The sequence below is a fragment of the Archangium sp. genome (assembly GCF_036388035.1).
GTDB lineage: Bacteria > Myxococcota > Myxococcia > Myxococcales > Myxococcaceae > Archangium.
This window is the reverse complement of sequence record NZ_DASVSO010000161.1, coordinates 1-18,475: the sequence shown is the minus strand read 5'-3', so window position 1 is coordinate 18,475 and position 18,475 is coordinate 1. Positions and strand designations below refer to the sequence as shown.

Sequence of the window (18,475 nt, the reverse complement as noted above, 5' to 3'; positions counted from 1 at the left end):
CAGCACCGCCGAGGCCATGAAGGGGTTGCCCTCGGACAGGCGCCCCACCAGGTCGGTGGCCTCGCGCGGCAGGTTGCCGGCCATGGACTCCAGCATCCGCGCCACCTCGGTGGTGCCGAAGGTGGCCAGGCGCAGGTGGGCGTCCGGGTTGAGCCGGCGCAGCACGTGTCCAGGCCCCACCTCCTCGGTGCGGAAGGACACGACGATCATCACGTGGCCCCCCGCGTCGAGGTGCGCCTGCTGCCAGTTCTCCAGTGCCCGGAGCGTCAGCTCGTCGGCCCACTGGCAGTCCTCGAGCAGCACCACCGCCGGCTCGGCCTCGGTGCCGAGCGCCCCCAGCAGCGTGGTGAGGGCGAGGATGCCGCGCGTCTCACCGAGGGACTCGGGGCCCAGGCCCTGTTGCTGCGCGGGGCGCAGCACCGGCTGCAGTTGTGGCAGCACCGTGCACACCGCCGCCGCCTGATCCTCCAGCCGCTCGCGCAGCAGCTCCGCGAGCGCGGGCCGCTCCCGGGCCGCCGTGGCGATGCCCGAGGCCACGTCCACGACGAGCTGGAAGGGCCGTTGCGCCGACTGGGCGAGGGCCTGACCCTGAAGCACCCAGGCGCGGTGCTGGCGGGCGCGCGTGGCGAACTCCTCCAGCAGCCGGCTCTTGCCCCCACCGCTCTCGGCCTCCACCACCAGCAGCCGTCCCGGCTCGGAGCGCGAGCGCTCCAGCTCGCGCTCTAGCAGCGCCAGCTCCTCGTGGCGTCCCACGAAGGACGGCTCGGTGAGGCTGTGGCGCATGTCGTGCGCGCCCGCCACCAGCTCCGGGTCCTGCTCGCCACGGGCGAGGGCCTTCTCAATGGCCTGCAAGTCCTCGCGCGCGGACTGGGCGGACTGGTAGCGATCCTGCGGATCCGTCTGCAACAGGCGCGCGACGACCTCCTCCAGCGCGCGGGGCACCTCCACGCCGGTGCTGCGCAGCCGGGGCCGGGCGGTGAGGTGCTGACGGAGCACCTCGCCCACGGAGGTGCCGTCGAAGGCCGGGTGGCCGGCGAGTGCCTCGAAGAGGACAGCCCCCACCGCGTACAGGTCCGAGGTGGCCTCCACCGAACGGTTGAGGAGCCCGGCCTGCTCGGGCGAGAGGTAGCGCGCGGTGCCCACCGGCAGGTCGCGCAGCGACGGATCCAACCGTTCACTGCGCGCCAGACCGAAGTCCACCAGGCTGGCACGGCCGATGGTGGGTCGGCCCTCGACGATGATGTTGGAGGGCTTGATGTCGCGGTGGAGGATGCCGTGGGCGTGGGCCTCGGCCAGGGCGGCCAGGACACACTGGCCCACGGTGAGCGCCTCCTCCACGGAGAGGGTGCCACTGGTGAGCCGCTCCTGGAGCGACACCCCGGGCGTGAAGGGCGTCACCAGGAAGAGCAGGTCGCCCCCGGAGCCGAAGTGGAGCACGGGCACCAGATAGGGGCTGTGCATCGCGCGCAGGACATTCGCCTCGTGCTCCAGACGCTGTCGCGTGTGGGGCACCAGCGAGACGGCGGATGTCGTCTTGATGACGAGCCGGCCCCCCGTGTGCAGATCCACCCCGAGCCACGTGGTGATGCCACGGCCCTGCTTGATGCGCTGGGTGAGTTCGAAGCGGTTGCCCAGTCGCCTGCCCGGGTGCGCCCCTTCCAGAGAGGGTCCCGCCTGTTCGTAGCCCTCCGCCATCTATGCCCTCCCCCTCTGGTCGCACCACCGGGTGGTGGGGTCGGCGCGTCACCGACAAGCTTGGGACCGCGGGGTGCGGTGCCAAGGGGGGCGACTCAGCTACATGCGCCGACGACGTGCGCCAGTGGGTAGGGTGCTTCAAATGGGCAGGCACCCGGGCGCGCGCATCCCCTCGGGCAGGGACAGGGGGCCTCGGTGCGTTGTCCGGAGGACAGGCGAGGGGGCAAGCGCCTTCTTTTGGTGATTTCGCCAGCACCCCCGTGAGGCCTGGGGTGAGGGGCGCGCGACCGGGAGGAGGGGTAACACAAAAGAGAGGCCTCCCGGGCTCATGCTCGTGCAACCTGTACACTAAGTGGACAAGTTCGCACGCCGCGCGACCGGGAGGCCGGGGTTGAGCGAGACACGGGAGCCAGGGCGCGCGTGGCCTCGGCCCCCATGTCCGGCCTGCTACTTGTACTCCACCGTCAGGACGGCGCCGGTGCCCTCGGTGAGGAACACGTAGGCGGTGCCGACCTGGCTCTGGGTGAAGCGGAGCCGGGCCTGCGTCTTGCCCACCTTGTTGATAGCGGCAAGGCCCGCGGCGTTGAAGTCGGTCGAGCTCTGGGTGCCGGTGGTGAACTAGATGAGGCTGGCCACCCCGTTCGCCGTGGCGGCCGCGGCCCAGTCGGTGGTCTCGGTGGCGGCCGTGCCAAACGTGCCGTTCTTCAGGTCGATGGTGAGGAGGTTGCCGGCGGGGTCGGCCCACGGGTCGGCCGACGAGGAGGACAGCGTCACCTTGAGCGAGGCCCGGACGATGGTGGCGGTGTCCGGCAGCGCGGAGGTGTCGAACGAGAGGAGGGTCCGGTTGTGCTTGGCGTCCGTGCCCTTGCCGAGGGCCAGCGTGGTGAGGGTGCCCAGGGCGGGGGTGGTGCCGTCCGCGTTGGCCTTCACGTACCCGTCATCCGCCGCGATGCTGCTGAACGAGACGCTCGTCGTCGTCCCGGTGGTGCCGTTGCTCACCGTCACCGTGGTGTCGTTGTCCGTGCCCACGTTGTTGGCGGCGTCATAGGCCTTGGCCATGAGCGCGTGGCTGCCGTTGGACACGCCCGCGGTGTTCCAGGTGAAGACGTAGGGAGCGGCCGTGACGGTGCTGGCCAGCACGCCGTCGAGGTAGAACTCGACCTTCTTCACGCCGCTGGCATCCGAGGCGCTCGCCGTCACGTCGACGGTGCCGCTGACGGTGCCGGCGTTGGCCGGAGCGGTCACGTTCACGCTGGGAGGCGTGGTGTCGGCGGAGGCGCTCGGGGGGCCGACGGAGATGCTGTCCACCCAGGCCTTGGCGCGGGTGAGGTTCGAGCCGGTGTCCGTCCCCGTGACGACGAACTTCAGGATGACGGTGCGGTTGGCGTACGCCGACAGGTCGATGTCCGCGCGCTGCGTCCAGTTGGCCTCGGAGACGGCGCCGACGCCGCTCTTCGTGACGGAGTCCACGACGTTGTCGGTGCCGTTGTTGACGATGACCTTGAAGCTCGCGGACGCCGAGGTGTTGGCGCCGGACAGGTCCAGCTTGCGCCAGTAGGTGAGCCGCGGGTTGGCCGTGAGCGTCACGCTGACGCTCGCGGTGCGGGTGACGGTGTTGAAGGCCGGCGTGGCGGCCCCGAGGATGGACTTGCTCCCCGTCATGCCCGTCTGGTCGCTGGCGTCCAGCGGCCACTCGGTGAGGCTCCAGCCCGCGTTGTCGGGGCCGTTGGTGGAGAAGCGCTCGGTGAAGCGCACCGAGTTCTGGTCCACCGTCACCGACACCGAGCCGGAGGCCGCCGTGTTGCCCGCGGCGTCGTAGGCCCTCGCCTGGACGGTGTGGACACCCGTGGCATACGCCGTGGTGTTCCAGCTGTACTGGTAGGGGCCGGCCTGCAGCGACGCCACGCCCTGGCCCACCACGGCGCCGTCGACGAGGAACTCCACCTTCGTCACGCCGATGTCATCCGAGGCGGTGGCGGCGATGGTGATGGCGCCGGCCACGGTGGCACCGGCGGTGGGGAAGGTGATGGCCACGGTGGGCGCCGTGGTGTCGGAGATACCGCCGGAGACGGTGACCGAGACGGTGCTGGAGGTCGCGGTGTTGCCCGTGGCGTCATAGGCCTTGGCCACCAGGAGGTGGGTGCCGTTGGTCGCCGCCGCGGTGTTCCAGCTGTACTCGAAGGGCGACGCCGTGTCGGTGCCGACCAGGGTGTTGTCGATGGAGAACTCGACCTTGGAGATGCCGACGTTGTCCGTGGCGCTGGCGGTGAGCTTCACCGTCCCGCTCACGCTGGCGCCGTTGGCCGGCGCGGTGAGGCTCACGGAGGGGGCCACCGTGTCGGAGTTGTCGAGCCCGAAGAACTTCGCCACGTACCAGGTGGAGCAGATGTCCGTGTCGAGCACGTAGGCGCCCGCCGTGCCGCACGCGGCGGTGGTGCCGGGGAACTTGTACGCCGGATCAATGGGCGTGCCGTGCCCCATGCCGGTGATGGCGTAGGTCTCCACCAGGGCGTTGCCCGCGGTGTCCTTGTAGACCTTGTGGGGGTAGCCGGCGACCGTCTCGGTGACGTCCGCCGTCTGGTCGATGCCGTGCACCGCCGTCCACTGCTCCATGCCCTCGGCCTGGTTGGTGTTCTTCACGGTGTAGTCGGACGTGCCGTGCCAGATGGAGATCTTCGGGTAGGGGCCGGTGTAGTTGGAGTAGGCGCCGCGGACCAGGTCCCTCCACTGCGCGGGCGTCTTGTCCGCGCCCGGGCTCATGCAGCTGAAGGCGTCGGTCATCGTCGCCGCGCACTTGTACGGGACGCCCGCCATCACGGCGGCCCCGGCGAAGACGTCGGGGTAGGCGGCGGCCATCACGTGCGTCATCGCGCCACCCGCGGACAGGCCCGTGACGAAGACGCGGCGCGGGTCGATGGAGTGGTCCACCATCATCTTGTCCACCATCTGCTTGATGGAGAGCGCCTCGCCCTGCCCCCGCGCGATGTCCGTCGGCTCGAACCAGTTGAAGCAGATGTTCTGGTTGTTGGCGGTGAGCTGCTCCGGGTACACCACGTAGAACTTGAGCTGATCGGCCAGCGCGTTCCAGCCGGTGAGGGTGTAGCCGTCGGGCGGCTGGGTACAGCCGTGCAGCGCCACCACCAGCGGGGCGTTGGCGGGCACGCTGGCGGGCACGTGCTTCCACATCTTCAGGTTGCCGGGATTGGTCCCGAAGCTCGTCACCTGCGTCAGCGAGCTGTACAGCTCCCCCAGGGGCGGTGGGGGCTCCCCCAAGGGCGGTGGGAACTCCTCCGGCGGTAGCTGCTCGCACCCGAGTACGGTCAGGGCGAGAAGTGCACCCACGACTCCTCCGAAACGTCGATTCAGCATGTGTCCTCCCGGGAAAAGGGGACTAATGCTTTACCACGTTTTCATGAGTTGTGCTTATGTCTTTCTATTCCGTTGCTCTTCCCGAGAGGAGAGCGACGGGCGCGGGCTCATGACGCGGAACGTCATGTGCTCCATGACGCGCGAGGTCATGCACGCGGAGTCACACAAACATGAACTCACCTTCATATAAACATGAATCAACCATCATATAAACATGAATCCGGCTTCAGGTGCGCTAGGATGGCGCCGCCGCCCCCGATGGCCGGCTTTGGGATGGTGCCTTCCGGCACGTACGGACCCGGCACCTCCTCTCCCTACCCCACAGGAGCCACACATGAGGATGTCCAAGAACGCTCTCCGGTTCTACGCGACCGGGCTCACCGCCTGCGCGCTGCTCGCCGGTTGCGACAGGAACGGCGGCACCAAGAAGGACCCGTATTCGGTCCCCGTGACGATCGAGAACTGCCGCCAGCAGCTCGCCGACCTGAAGGATGAGCTGAAGGCCGAGGGCGTGGACGTGGCCAGCTGGTCCTTCCGGGACGCGGCCGAGATGGTGGAGCCCGCCCTCGCCGAGCGGCAGACGCCCGCCACCTACAAGCAGTACGACGGCAAGTACCGCCCGCTGAGCAACCACCCCGGCTGCTCCGTGGACAACCTCTATTACGACAAGAAGAACACCGCGACGGGGACCGGCCGCACGCCCTACGTCGACGGCAACAACGATGGCAAGTGGACCGGCCGCACCGACTTCGGTGGCCCCAACGCCGCCACGGGCTTCGTCGATGGGGACAAGGCCAACATCCCCGACTACTCCTGCGCCGCCAAGGAGTACGCGCAGCCCGCCGAGGACACCACCAAGCCCATCGTCATCCTCGTGCACGGCAACTCCACCCGGCCGCACACCTGGGAGAAGTTCATGCTCCCGGTGGGCACGCCCATCAACGCCGCCTTCGAGAAGGTCCAGTTCAACCCGGACACGACGGCCCGCGCCCAGCTCGCCGAGACCCTGATCGCCGAGCGCTACCGCGTCATCGCGGTGGACTTCCGCACGGACCTGGTCGCCACCGTGGACCCCACCGCCAACAGCACCACGGAGAACGCGGCGGGCAACATCGACCACGGCTGGTCCACGCCCATCCTCCAGTCGCTCGTCAAGGCGGTGATGAGGAACAACCCCGGCCGCAAGGTGGCGCTGGTGGGCCACTCGCTGGGCGTGACGGTGGTGCGTGATGCCATCCGCCGGCTGTACGTGGAGCACACCGACGGGGTGGCGGGCGCCATCAACCCCTTCCCGCAGCTCAGCCACGTCATCCTCGGCTCGGGCGCCAACCACGGCGTGTCCACCTACGACCCGGCCCTCGGCGCGCTGTGCGGCTCCAACCCGACCATGCGTGGCACCATCGTGTGCGAGATGGGCAGCCGCGCCAACTACCAGCAGACGTACTTCCACAAGCCGCTCAACGGCCCGAAGGACCTGTTCGCCACCCCGTGCGCGGACGGTGACTACGCCTTCGGCAAGACGGGCCAGTGCGGCGGCAACGTGGTGAAGTACCTCACCATCACCATGACGGACATCGAGCAGGGCGCCAACTACCAGGACCTGTACGTGTCCGAGGCGGCCTCGCGCATCGACATGCCGGGCTGCGTGACGAACAAGCTGACGACGCTCAACGACTACGACACCAGCGGCTACTTCAACAAGGGCTTCATCGCCAACCACTTCGGCTCCCTGCGCTCCGACGCGGGCCTGAAGCTCGTCATGGACTATCTGGCGCGCTAGCCGTCGGCTCTGGCAGTCTCCTCCCGCCGCCCGCGCTCGTGGCTGCCCCGCGCGGGCGGCGGTCTCCCCCCTCTTGCAGTGCAGCCGAAGCGAGTCTCCCCCCATGAATCCGAAGTCCTCCGCCGCGTCCCGCCTGACGCTCGCGTGCACGCTGGCGTCCGCCCTGGTGACGGCCCCGGCCCTGGCGCAGACCTCCGATGCTCCCGTCGCGCCTCCCCCCGAGTCCGCGCCCCAGGCCGCTCCCGCCGCGGCGCCCGTGAAGCCCGATGCCGAGCGCAAGCAGGACCCGGAGGCCCTGGTGGTGGGCGCGCCGACGCCCGAGAGCAAGCCCGTCTTCGGCCTCGGCAGCGAGCGGTACTTCATCAACCCCGTCATCGCCATCGCCGGCGGCATCCATTCGGAGAACCTGCTCGTCAACCCCAACCCGCAGAAGGAGAGCCGCATCACCACGCTGGCCCTCGCGCGCTTCGGGTTCGAGGGACGCCTGGGGCAGTACGTCACCTTCCGCAGCGAGTTCGAGCGCAACATCCGCAGCCACGGCTCGGGCATCTGGGAGGGCACCGCCTCCATGTCCGTGCGCGACCAGGTGCTGCGCCTGCAGCGCTGGGGCGCCACGGTGGAGGCCGGCATCATCCTGGACCCGGCCAGCGTGGACTACTTCTCCGCGCACATCGGCGACGTGCTCCTGGCGGACAAGTACACGCGCGACCCCCTGCTCTACTCCGGCTTCAACCGCGGCCAGGGCGTGCAGGCGCGCTACTCCCGCTGGGGCTTCACCGCCGGCCTGAGCTACACCGAGGCCAACCCGCTGAGCTCCTCGGCCTCCTACATGGTGGGTGGCTCCTTCGGCGGCAACAGCCGCTTCTGGGAGCGGCCCCTGGGCAACTTCCGCAATGGCCAGCCGGATGACGACATCCACTTCCGCGTCATCAGCCCCTCGCTCGGCTACGAGCACCCCTGGTTCGAGGCCAAGGCGATGGTGCAGGTCCTCAACATCAACTACCAGGCCACCTCCACCGAGGATCCGCCCATCCAGGGCTACAACGCCCGCGGCAACGTGAAGCTCAAGCTCAAGGGCATGGTGCCGGCGCTCCCCTTCGAGGTGACGCCCTTCTTCAACGTGGCGCGCGTGCAGAACGACGTGGTGAACTCGGCCTCGGGCTACGGCAACCAGCTGCTGGACACGAGCTTCGACGCGCTCACCCTCTCCGGCGGCATGGACGTCTTCCTCTCCGGCAGGTCGGGCGTGGGCTTCAGCTTCACGCGCGTGGCGGACCACACGCCTTCCTTCATTCCGCCCACGGGCAGCACGCCCGCCAGCGAGCCCGTTCTCGGCACGCAGACCTCGTACTTCAACGTGGGGGCGACCTGGTGGATGTTCGACCAGGTGGCGCTCGGCGCGCGCGTGGCCACCTTCACCCGGGAGATCCAGGACAAGCCCGAGCTCGAGGAGCGCGACCTGTCCGGTTTCCTCACGCTGCGGATGATCCTCTGAGAGACACGCCCATGGGAGAGCTGACGGGAAAGACCGCGCTCGTCACGGGCGCGGCGAGCGGCATCGGCCGGGCAGTGGCCGAGGATCTGGGCGCGCGAGGCGCCCGGGTGCTCGTGTCGGACCTGGACGAGGCGGGCGCGCGGGCGGTGGCCGAGGGCATTCCGGGCGCCATCGCCCAGCGGGCGGACGTGTCCTCGCGCGAGGACTGCCGGGCGCTGGTGGAACGCGCCCAGAAGGAGTGGGAGCGGCTGGACATCCTGGTGAACAACGCCGGGCTGCAGCACGTGGCCCCGGTGGAGGAGTTCCCCGAGGAGCGCTGGGAGCTGATGATCCGCATCATGCTGGTGGGGCCCTTCCTGCTCACCAAGTACGCCCTGCCGCTGATGTACGCCCGGAAGTGGGGGCGCATCATCAACGTCTCCTCGCTGCACGGGGTGGTGGCCTCGCCGTACAAGTCGGCCTACATCTCGGCCAAGCACGGGCTGATGGGGCTGACGAAGACGGTGGCGCTGGAGGCGGCGGACAAGGGCGTCACGGTCAATGCCATCTGCCCCAGCTACGTGCGCACACCGCTGGTGGAGAAGCAGATCGCCGACCAGGCCCGCGTCCACGGGCTGAGCGAGCAGGAGGTCGTCGAGCGCATCATGCTGGCCCCAGCGGCGGTGAAGCGCCTGCTGGAGCCGAGCGAGGTGGCCGCCTACGTCGCCTTCCTGTGCTCGGAGGCGGCGGGCGGCATCACCGGGGCCGCCCAGATGATGGACTGCGGCTGGACGGCCCGCTAGCCGTCAGGCCACTTCGCGCTTCTCGTGGCTCCCCGCGGCACCGTCCGCGGGGGCCGGGGAGGGCGCCTCGGAGATGTCCTCGCGGAACGTCTCGGCGGAGAGGTAGACGGAGACGAGCGTGACGAGCGCGAGGCCCACCATGTAGAGCGACACGGGCCACGCCTTGCCGCCGGACTCCGTCAGCAGCGCGGTGGCGACCAGGGGCGACAGGCCGCCGGCGAACACGGAGGCGAGCTGGTAGCCCAGCGACGCACCGCTGTAGCGCACGCGGGTGCCGAAGAGCTCGGAGAAGAAGCTGGCCTGCGGCCCGTACATGGCCGCGTGGGCGATGATGCCCAGCGTGATGGACAGCAGGATGAGGCCCGTCTGCTTCGTGTCGATGAGCCAGAAGAAGGGGAAGGCCAGCAGCGCGCACCCCAGCGCGCCGCCGAGGTAGACGGGGCGGCGGCCGAAGCGGTCCGAGGCGGCTCCGAAGGTGGGGATGGCCACCAGGTGGATGACGGTGGCTCCGAGCACGCAGTTGAGCATGGTGGAGCGCTCCAGCCCCAGCCGCTCGGTGCCGTAGGTGAGCACGAACGTGGTGACGATGTAGAAGAAGCCGTTCTCGGCGAAGCGCGCCCCCATGGCGAGGAGGATCTGCTTGGGGTAGGTGCGCAGCACCTCGACGATGGGGAGCTTCGAGCCGGCGCCGGGGGCCTTGTGGGCGGCCTTGAAGGCGGGGGACTCGGCGACGCTCAGGCGGATGAAGACGCCGATGCCGATGAGCACGGCGCTGAAGAGGAAGGGCACGCGCCAGCCCCAGGTGATGAACTGCTCCTCGGGCAGGCGGGAGAAGATGGAGAACACGCCATTGGCCACCAGCAGGCCCGCGGGGGCGCCCATCTGCGGCCAGCTCCCGTAGAAGCCGCGCCGGTGGGCGGGGGCATGCTCCACGGCCATGAGCACCGCTCCGCCCCACTCGCCGCCCAGGCCGAAGCCCTGCAGGACGCGCAGCAGCACCAGCAGCACGGGGGCCCACACGCCGATCTGCTCGTAGGTGGGCAGCAGGCCGATGGCGAAGGTGGCCACGCCCATGATCATCAGCGTGGCGCTCAGCATGGACTTGCGCCCGAGCTTGTCGCCGAAGTGGCCGAAGATGACGCCCCCGAGCGGGCGGGCGATGAAGCCCACGGCGAAGGTGGCGAACGCGGCGAGCGTGCCCACCAGCGGATCGAACGAGGGGAAGAAGAGGCGGTTGAAGATGAGCGCCGCGGCCGTTCCGTAGAGGAAGAAGTCGTAGAACTCAACCGCGGTGCCGATGAAGCTCGCGGCGGCGACCTTCCAGGTGGCTTGGGACTTCTCGGGCGGCGGGGCCGCGTCAGGTGCCGTCACGTCGTGGTGCCTCGCGTGGTGGGGTGCAGGTGTCCCTGCATAGCCGCATCCACCGCGTGAGGACAACAGGGGCTCCCGTGGGGGAGCGGACGCGGGGCCCGCGACAGGGGCGCCCGCGTCATTCAACCGAGTGGCTCAGTAGGCGTAGGCGGCCATGTCGGCGCGCACCTTGCCCACGATGTTCTCCCAGTTGCTGTTCTGGTAGTGGTCGCAGGTCTCGCCGTCATCGCGGAACTTCACCGAGTGGTAGGACCACAGGGCCTTGCCGTTGCTGGTGGCCGCGGTGCCGGTGTTCAGGGTGCCGTCGCAGAACCAGTCGCCGGGGTTGCAGAAGCCGCCCTTGACGGAGACGCCGCCGGTGGAGTGGTAGGCCACGGCCTCGTCGTCCTGGCCCGAGAGGATGCCGGAGTAGGCCGTGCCCTTGGCGCCGGCGAACATGTAGAACCACTTGGAGCGCGTGGTGTTGTGGTTGTACATGGCGCGCGCCGTGGAGGTGACCAGGTCGCCCACGATCGGATCGCTCGTCGCCCACTCACCGTTGTCGGCCAGCTCGCTGCCGCCGCCGGCGCCCGAGGCCACGTCCACCCACTTGATGTTCCAGCCCACCTGCGTGGCACCCGTGGTGCCGCACACGCCCGTGGAGTTGGGCACGGCGTTCCGCACGCTGCGCGTGGAGCCGCCGTACAGGGACAGCGCGTAGCCGATCTGCAGGTTGCCGGCGCTGTGCGAGGCGATGTAGCACCAGTTGGCGCCCGTGCAGAAGCAGTCGAGCGCGTCGCGGATGCGGAAGTTCTCGACGGAGATGCGCTGCCGGCCGTCCCAGTTGACGGCCTTCTTGTTCACGCCCGCGCTGACGGTGCTCGGGCCCCAGTTGGAAAAGTCGGCGTAGTTGCCGCGCTGGGTGCCGCCGCCGTTCTTGCCGTGGATCCACAGCGAATAGTTGGTGGCCGAGGCCTCCGGGGCGGCGAGGAGGGCGGTGATGACGGCCACCGCGAGGGCGGCCGGTCTGAAGGAGGTGTTCATGGAGACTTCCTGGGGGTAGGGGGTAGGCGCCCGCCCGCTGAACGAGCGTGCGAGCACATATCCTACCACCAAGACATCCCATACAGAATGGACAACCCTTCAAAACATGACAGATGACTCCCGGGGACCGCCCGTGCAGCTCGTCGCGCGGACCTGCCGCCCGAGGGCGCGCAGAGGGCGAGGAGCGGGAAGCGACTGTTATGGAAGATGACGGGCCAGCTCGGCCGCCTGCTCGGCATCACGGGCGGAGGGCAGGGTGATGCGGGCCGTCGTTCCCACGCCGGGCTGGCTCTCCAGGGTGAGCGAGCCCCCGTGGGCCATGACGATGCGACGCGCGAGGGCGAGCCCCAGCCCGACGCCGCCCGTCTTCCGGGCCCGGCTGCGATCACTGCGGAAGAAGGGGGTGAAGAGGTGGGGCATGTCGCTCGCGTCGATGCCCATGCCCTCGTCGGCCACCTCCACCTGGAGTCCGTCGGCGGTGGCGCGGGCCAGCAGCCGTACGGTGCTGCCCGGCTCGGAGTACTTGCCCGCGTTGTCGAGGAGGTTGTCGATGGCGCGCCGCAGCAGCACGGGGTCCGCGTCCAGCAGGGGCAGCGTCCCGTCCACCTTCACCTCCAGCCGGTGCTGTTGACGGGCGGAGCGGAAGCGCGCGGCGGCCTTGTCCACCAGGAGCTGGGCCTCCACGAGCTCCATGCGCAGCGGTGGCGTGGCGCCGGGAGTCTGGCCCGTGGCGAGGTCCAGCCGGGCCGCGGTGAGCACATCCGACACCAGCCGCTCCAGCTCGTTGAGGTCCTCGGCGATGTCCGCCAGGGACTCGCGCGCCAGCGTGGCGTCCCCCTCGTTGGCGAGGTCCAGGGCCACGCGGATGCGGGACAGCGGGGTGCGCAGCTCGTGCGAGACGTTGGCGAGCAGCTCCTTCTGCGAGCGCAGCAGATGGGTGAGCCGCTCGGCCATCTCGTCGAAGGCCTCGGCCACCTGTCCCAGCTCGTCGCGTCGGCGCACGCCCGTGCGCGCGCTCAGCGTGCCCGCGCCGAAGGCCCGTGCCGCCTCGGCCAGCTTCTGGAGCGGCACGGCCAGGGAGCGGGCGAAGATGATCGACGTGATGGCCGTGCACCCGAGGACCGCGGCGATCATGAGTCCCAGGTTGGGGGGCGGTCCGGGGGGAGGGGGCAGCACCAGCGTGGCGTAGGCCTCCAGCGGGCCCGTCTCCGGGATGGCCACCTGGATGACATGAGACGGCTCGGGTTTGTCCACCACGCGCTCCCGCTCGAGCTGTTGGAGCTCCTCGGCGGAGAGGGGCGCGCTGGGCGGCGAGAAATTGGAGGCGAGGAGCCGGCCATCGGCGGTGTGCATCGTCACCTTCACCCGGAGCTGCTGGCCCACCCGATCCAAGGTGCCTTGCAGCTCCTCCGGTTGGTGCCGGAACCGGGCCCACTCGGAGACGAAGTAGGCCGCGGTCCGCTCGAAGAAGCGCGACCGGGGCCCCTCCATGGCGTACCTGCGGGCCACGTTGAAGGCGAGGGCGATGAGCAGGAGCTGGGCGAGCCCCACCAGGTAGATGCGCAGCAGCAGGCGGCCAGGGATGCGTGGACGCCGCACGCTCATGCTTCATCCCCGGTGGCGAGCAGGTAGCCCGCCCCGCGCACCGTCTTGAGCAGCTTGGGGTTACGGGGGTCCTCTTCAAGCTTCTGGCGGATGCGGAAGATGTGGACGTCGACGGAGCGGTCGAACACCTCGTCCGCGTTGCCCTTCACCAGGTCCAGGAGCTGCTCGCGGCTGAGCACGCGCCCGGCGCGCTCGGCCAGGACGCGCAGCAGGCCGAACTCGTAGGTGGTGAGCGGCAGCACCTTGCCGTCCAACGTGGCGCTGCGGCTGCGGGGATCCAACGCCAGCTTGCCGACCTGGAGGGGCTGGGAGGAGGGCCCGGAACGACCGCGGGACCGGCGCACATGGGCGCGGATGCGCGCGAGCAGCTCGCGTGAGGAGTAGGGCTTGGCGAGGTAGTCGTCCGCGCCTGTCTCCAGGCCGAGCACCCGGTCGGCCTCCTCGCCGCGGGCCGTGACCATGATGATGGGGACGTCGCTGCGCGTGCGCAGCTCGCGGCACACCTCCATCCCATCGCGACCGGGGAGCATCAGGTCCAGCAGGATGACGTCGTAGGCATGGCGGCCCGCCTCGGCCAGCCCCTCGGGGCCGGTGCGGGCGGTGGTGACGATGATGCCGTGCTCTTGAAGGTAGCGGGAGGTGAGGCGGGCCAGCCGCTCGTCGTCCTCGACCAGCAGCACCTGGATGGTGCCTTCCTCCGGGGCGGGGTGTGTCGTCTGCTCCATGCCTGTCCTCCTCCCGCTGGGCCCTCCGCCACTCGGGTAACACCCCTGAAAATACGACCCGGGGGCAGGGGAGGGGTTCGGTGTCTCGTTGCCTGTCACGGAGGCAGCCAGACGCGAGCCCCCGGGTCGCAGGCTAGAAGATGCCAACCTCATATGTCTGGCGGGCTTCGGCTGTATGAAGAAGTATTTCCGCGCACATGCCCCCTTCCCAACAGGCCCGGGCCCGTCTCGCGGTGGTGGCCGCCACCCTCGCCCTCCCGCTGCTCTACTTCCACCGGGCGACCTTCTCCGATGAGATCTTCATCTCGCGCGACACCCTCCTGGTCTACTACCCGCTCAAACAGTACTGGGCCGAGCGCGTGTCCCAGCTCCAGCTTCCCGACTGGTACCCCTATGACGGGCTGGGGCAGCCCTTCGCGGGCATGCTCGTCTCCGGGGCCTTCCACCCCACCAACCTGCTCTTCCTGCTGTTGCCGCTCGGCACGGCGTTCAAGGTCGTCACGCTGCTGGCCTATGTGGTGGCGCTGGGCGGCGTGTACCTCTTCGCCCGGCTGTGGGTGATGGGGCGGGGGGCCGCGTTGCTGGCGGGGCTCACCTACGCGCTGGGCGGCTACATGGTGGGCATCAGCAACAACCTGCCGTACCTCCTGGCGTCCAGCACGTTCCCCTGGGCTCTCTGGGGCGCGGAGCGCTTCCTGCGTCAGCCCTCCGCGCGGTGGGCCGCGGCCGCCACCCTCCCGCTCGTCTTCGTGCTCTTCAGTGGAGATCCCCAGAGCTTCGCGATGTGCAACGTCATGGTGCTGGTGCTGGTGCTGCTGCGCCCGGAGCGCTCCAGCCTGGGGCGGGCGGCGCCACGGGCCGGGCTGCTCATCGCGGTGGGCGCGCTGCTGTCCGCGGTGCTGAGCATTCCCGTCCTCTCCGTCCTGAAGAACGGCTACCCCAGCGCTCCGAACCTCGAGTGGGCCACGCGCTTCTCGTTCCATTCACTGCGACTGCTGGAGCTCTGTCTCGGGGCGCTCTTCATCGAGCCAGCCTCCGGAGTGGTGGCCTCGGCCAGGATGGCCGATGAGCTGTTCGAGTCGGGCTTTGGCGGCTTCTGGGTCTCCTCGGTGTACATGGGGCTGCCGGCCGTCCTGCTCCTGGGGGGCGCGCTCTGGACGTACCGGCGCGAGCCGTTGACCTGGAAGGTGACCGGGCTCGCGCTCTTCGTCCTGGCCCTGACGCTGGCGCACCAATTGCCGTTGTACGGGTGGCTCTACAAGTGGCTCCCCCTCTGGAGCTCCTTCCGCTACCCGGAGAAGCTGCTGCCCTACTTCCTGTTCCCCTGCGCGCTGGGGGCGGGCGCCGGGCTGGAGGCCCTCCAGCGCGACTCCACCCTGGCGCGGCACCTGGCCCGGGCGGGTCTCGCGCTCGCGCTGCTCTGCGGACTGCTCGCGCTGGGCGAGTGGCGGATGCGGTGGTTCTCGGACGGAGTGATCGGCGCGCTCTGGGACAAGCCCCAGCCCTTCATCCTGGACGTCCTTCACGACAACTTCCTGCGGGCGAGCGTGACGGCGGTGCTCGTGCTCGTCCTGCTGGGCGTGGTGCTGCTGCGCCTGCACAAGCCCGAGCTGCGCACGGTGGCCATCGTCGCGCTTCAACTGGGCGTCCTCTACCTGGCCAACGAGGGCACGTACCACGTGTCGTACCCGGACGTGCTGGAGCAGCCCACCCTCTTCGTGGAGCACGTCCTCCAGCGGGAGGCGGACACCGGGGCTGGCCGACCGCGCGTCTACGGCGAGGTGAAGAACCTCGCGCCCCGCCAGGTGCCCGAGGGGCTGCATCCCATGGACATCATGGCCTTCAACTTCGCCGCGGCGCTCGAGCCGTCCACGCCCGCGCTCTGGCGCCTGGAGAGCGCCAAGCCCTACCTGCCCGCCGTCTCCCGTCGATTCAAGGGCCTGCTCGAATCGCTCGGGTCGCTCAACGTCTTCATCGGCCGCCTCTCGGGCCTCTTCCACGTGCGCTACTTCGCCCTGGATGCGCCGGTCTACGCACAGCTGTCGGGCAACCGGGACGTCATCGCCGCCGAGGATCCCCGCATCGAAGCGGTGTTGATCCGCAACCCCCACCTGCTCCCTCGCGCCTACCTGGCCACACCGCGCTGCGTGCCCGACGCGGCCGCCGCGCGTGCCCTCCTGCTCTCGCGCGCCTTTCGCCCCGGCCGTGACGTCGCCCTGGAGTGCCCCCCCGACTCGCCAAGGGACGAGGCACCCGCCGCCGCCGGAGAGCTCGGGCAGGTGCGCTTCGTCCAATACGCGCCGGAGCAGGTGGCGCTCGACGTGGTGGCGAGCGCACCAACGGTGTTGGTGCTCAACGACGCGTATTACGACGGGTGGAGCGCGAGCGTGGACGGGCAGCCGGCTCCCATCGTTCCGGCCAATGTCGCGGTGCGCGGAGTGCGAGTCCCCGCGGGCACTCACCGTGTCACCTTCACCTACCGCACACCGGGCCAGGGGCTCGGGGCGCTCATTTCGCTCGGCACCCTGGGCCTGCTCGGGCTGGCAGTGCTCGTCGAGCACCGGAAGCGCTCCGCGACTACACCCCCACGGAACAACTCCGCGCATACCGTTCGCTGAAGCGGTGTTCCGCGGGGGAGATCCATTCTTCGAGGCTTTCCTCAATTCCCTCCAGGCGCCCCACCCGGCAGTGGGGGCCCGAGGCCCTGGAGTGGAGAGGAGACCCGAGATGAGACCGACAGGTCGTAGGCGGTTGTTCGTGGCGCTGGGGGTGCTGTCCGCGGCGGGAGCTTGCGGCACCACCGAGTCACCTGACGACTCGAAGGCGCGAGAGGGAGGGCAGCTCTCGGGGCGCTGCGAGGTGAAACCGCCGTTCACGGGCAACTTCGAGCCCGAGCTGCAGTTCGCGTGGACGGGCAGCGCGGTGCTGCCCGAGCACAAGCAGGTGATGATGACGCCGGTGGTGGTGGACGTGAATGGGGACCGCATCCCGGACATCGTCTTCAGCACCTTCGCGGGCGCCAACTACAGCTCGGACGGCGTGCTCCGGGCCATCAGCGGCGATGACGGGCGCGAGCTGTGGACCGTGACGGACCCGGCGGCCCGGGTGAAGCCCGCGGCCAGCCTCGCCGCCGGTGACATCGACGGCGATGGGAAGGTGGAGCTGTGCGGCGTCCCGGAGACGGGCCGCGGCATCCTCTGCTTCGAGAACGACGGCACCTTCAAGTTCCGCTCGGCCGAGGGCGCCTACGACTACAACGAGTGGGGCGGCCCCTCGCTGGCGGACCTGGACGGTGACGGCGCCGTGGAGATCCTCGACGGCAACCGCGTCTATGACTCCACCGGCGCGCTGAGGTGGGTGGGCTCCGACGGCATGGGCGGCGCCCAGTACACCGGTCCCGTGTCCTTCGCGGCGGACATCGACCAGGACGGCAAGCAGGAGGTGGTCAACGGCCGCTCCATCTACCGGCATGACGGCACCCTCCTGTGCGCCAACACGGACATTCCCCACGGCTTCGCGGGCGTGGCCAACTTCGACGAGGACGCGGCGGGGGAGATTGTCGTGTCGGGCCACGGCAAGGTGAGCCTGCTCGACCAGGACTGCTCGCTCCTGTGGAGCGTGGACGTCCCCGCGGGTGGACATGGCGGCTCGCCCAACATCGCGGACTTCGACGGCGATGGTCAGCTGGAGATCGGCCTGCCCGGAGAGTGGGCGTACACCGTCCTCGAGGCCGATGGCACCCCCCGCTGGTCCAGCCCCATCCAGGACTACAGCTCGGGCCGTACGGGCTCCACCTCCTTCGACTTCGAGGCCGATGGCAAGCTCGAGGTCGTCTACTCCGACGAGCTGATGCTGCGCATCTACGACGGCGCCTCCGGAGCGGTGCGCTGGGAGATCGTCAACAGCACGGGCACCACGCACGAGAACCCCGTCATCGCGGACGTGGACGGGGACAACGCCGCGGAGCTGGTGGTGGTCTCCAACGACCATGCCTACCCGGGCACCCACGGCGTCCGGGTGTTCCATGATCGGCGGGAGGGCTGGGCTCCCACGCGGCGCATCTGGAACCAGCACGCCTACTCGGTGACGAACATCCACGACGACGGCACCGTGCCCACCCACCCGAAGAGCCACTGGCTGCAGCCGGGGCTCAACACCTTCCACGCCAATGTCGCCGGCTACCTGGGAGAGGGGCCCAGCCCCTACGCCGCCTCGGACCTCGTTTCCGCCGAGGTGTCCGCCTCGTGCGACGGCGAGGGCACGCTCTGGCTCGGCGCGCGCGTCACCAACCAGGGCGAGGCCCCCGTGGCCGCCGGCCTGAAGGTGGCCTTCTACGCGGGCAACCCGGCCTCGGGCGGCACGTTGCTCGGCGTGGCCTCCGTCGCCGACGCGCTGCCCGCGGGCGCGAGCACCCGCGTCGCGCTCTCCCTGGCTTCGGCTCCCGGTGGGAGCACCGAGCTCTTCGCCGTGGTGGACGATGACGGTACGGGCGCGGGCCGGGACACCGAGTGCCACGAGGACAACAACGTCTCCTCCTCGACGGTGGACCTCACCTGCGAGGAGCCCAACCAGCCGCCGGTGGCCCTCTGCCGCGACGTCACCGTCAGCGCCGACGCCTCCTGCCGGGGCC

General features: G+C 69.8%; 11 protein-coding genes. 5 read left to right on the top strand and 6 right to left on the bottom strand.

What is annotated here, in order from left to right; all coding sequences use genetic code 11:
* The coding region (locus VF697_RS07165; protein ID WP_331092749.1) for a serine/threonine protein kinase at window positions 1–1,695 on the bottom strand (1,695 nt) is incomplete at its 3' end.
* 618 nt (window positions 1,696–2,313) lie between these two features.
* Entirely contained in the window at window positions 2,314–5,064 is a 2,751-nt protein-coding gene (locus tag VF697_RS07160; RefSeq protein WP_331092748.1) for a PHB depolymerase family esterase, read from the bottom strand.
* Window positions 5,065–5,404: 340 nt separating this feature from the next.
* Between VF697_RS07160 and VF697_RS07155 the strand changes: the two genes are divergently transcribed.
* From VF697_RS07155 to VF697_RS07145, 3 genes are all read left to right on the top strand, one after another.
* Window positions 5,405–6,844 (top strand): alpha/beta hydrolase, encoded by a 1,440-nt coding sequence (locus VF697_RS07155; protein ID WP_331092747.1) that lies wholly within the window; start codon window positions 5,405–5,407, stop codon window positions 6,842–6,844.
* A 103-nt stretch (window positions 6,845–6,947) separates the two neighbouring features.
* Window positions 6,948–8,339 (top strand): hypothetical protein, encoded by a 1,392-nt coding sequence (locus tag VF697_RS07150; protein WP_331092746.1) that lies wholly within the window; start codon window positions 6,948–6,950, stop codon window positions 8,337–8,339.
* An 11-nt stretch (window positions 8,340–8,350) separates the two neighbouring features.
* Window positions 8,351–9,121, top strand: a complete 771-nt coding sequence (locus VF697_RS07145; RefSeq protein WP_331092745.1) for a 3-hydroxybutyrate dehydrogenase — start codon at window positions 8,351–8,353, stop codon at window positions 9,119–9,121.
* Between the two features lie 3 nt (window positions 9,122–9,124).
* On the opposite strand, the gene VF697_RS07140 is transcribed toward VF697_RS07145, so the two are convergent.
* From VF697_RS07140 to VF697_RS07125, 4 genes are all read right to left on the bottom strand, one after another.
* A complete protein-coding gene (locus tag VF697_RS07140) occupies window positions 9,125–10,492 on the bottom strand; it encodes an MFS transporter (protein ID WP_331092744.1) in 1,368 nt (455 codons plus the stop codon).
* Between the two features lie 135 nt (window positions 10,493–10,627).
* Window positions 10,628–11,515: a hypothetical protein gene (locus VF697_RS07135; RefSeq protein ID WP_331092743.1), complete on the bottom strand. Its 888-nt coding sequence runs from the start codon at window positions 11,513–11,515 to the stop codon at window positions 10,628–10,630.
* Between the two features lie 198 nt (window positions 11,516–11,713).
* Window positions 11,714–13,120 (bottom strand): HAMP domain-containing sensor histidine kinase, encoded by a 1,407-nt coding sequence (locus tag VF697_RS07130; RefSeq protein WP_331092742.1) that lies wholly within the window; start codon window positions 13,118–13,120, stop codon window positions 11,714–11,716.
* A complete protein-coding gene (locus tag VF697_RS07125) occupies window positions 13,117–13,845 on the bottom strand; it encodes a response regulator transcription factor (protein ID WP_331092741.1) in 729 nt (242 codons plus the stop codon). Before VF697_RS07125 ends, VF697_RS07130 begins: the two co-directional genes overlap by 4 nt.
* 197 nt (window positions 13,846–14,042) lie before the next feature.
* Here VF697_RS07125 and VF697_RS07120 point away from each other — a divergent pair, with 197 nt between their 5' ends.
* Complete coding sequence (locus VF697_RS07120) at window positions 14,043–16,463, top strand: YfhO family protein (RefSeq protein WP_331092740.1); 2,421 nt, start codon at window positions 14,043–14,045, stop codon at window positions 16,461–16,463.
* Between the two features lie 109 nt (window positions 16,464–16,572).
* The coding region (locus tag VF697_RS07115; RefSeq protein WP_331092739.1) for an FG-GAP-like repeat-containing protein at window positions 16,573–18,475 on the top strand (1,903 nt) is incomplete at its 3' end.

What these genes read in the sequence shown, in the direction of transcription:
- VF697_RS07150 (WP_331092746.1), top strand. Translation starts at nt 6,948, where the DNA reads ATGAATCCGAAGTCCTCCGCCGCGTCCCGCCTGACGCTCGCGTGCACG.
- VF697_RS07130 (WP_331092742.1), bottom strand. Translation starts at nt 13,120, where the DNA reads ATGAGCGTGCGGCGTCCACGCATCCCTGGCCGCCTGCTGCTGCGCATC.
- VF697_RS07160 (WP_331092748.1), bottom strand. Translation starts at nt 5,064, where the DNA reads ATGCTGAATCGACGTTTCGGAGGAGTCGTGGGTGCACTTCTCGCCCTG.
- VF697_RS07155 (WP_331092747.1), top strand. Translation starts at nt 5,405, where the DNA reads ATGTCCAAGAACGCTCTCCGGTTCTACGCGACCGGGCTCACCGCCTGC.
- VF697_RS07120 (WP_331092740.1), top strand. Translation starts at nt 14,043, where the DNA reads ATGCCCCCTTCCCAACAGGCCCGGGCCCGTCTCGCGGTGGTGGCCGCC.
- VF697_RS07145 (WP_331092745.1), top strand. Translation starts at nt 8,351, where the DNA reads ATGGGAGAGCTGACGGGAAAGACCGCGCTCGTCACGGGCGCGGCGAGC.
- VF697_RS07125 (WP_331092741.1), bottom strand. Translation starts at nt 13,845, where the DNA reads ATGGAGCAGACGACACACCCCGCCCCGGAGGAAGGCACCATCCAGGTG.
- VF697_RS07135 (WP_331092743.1), bottom strand. Translation starts at nt 11,515, where the DNA reads ATGAACACCTCCTTCAGACCGGCCGCCCTCGCGGTGGCCGTCATCACC.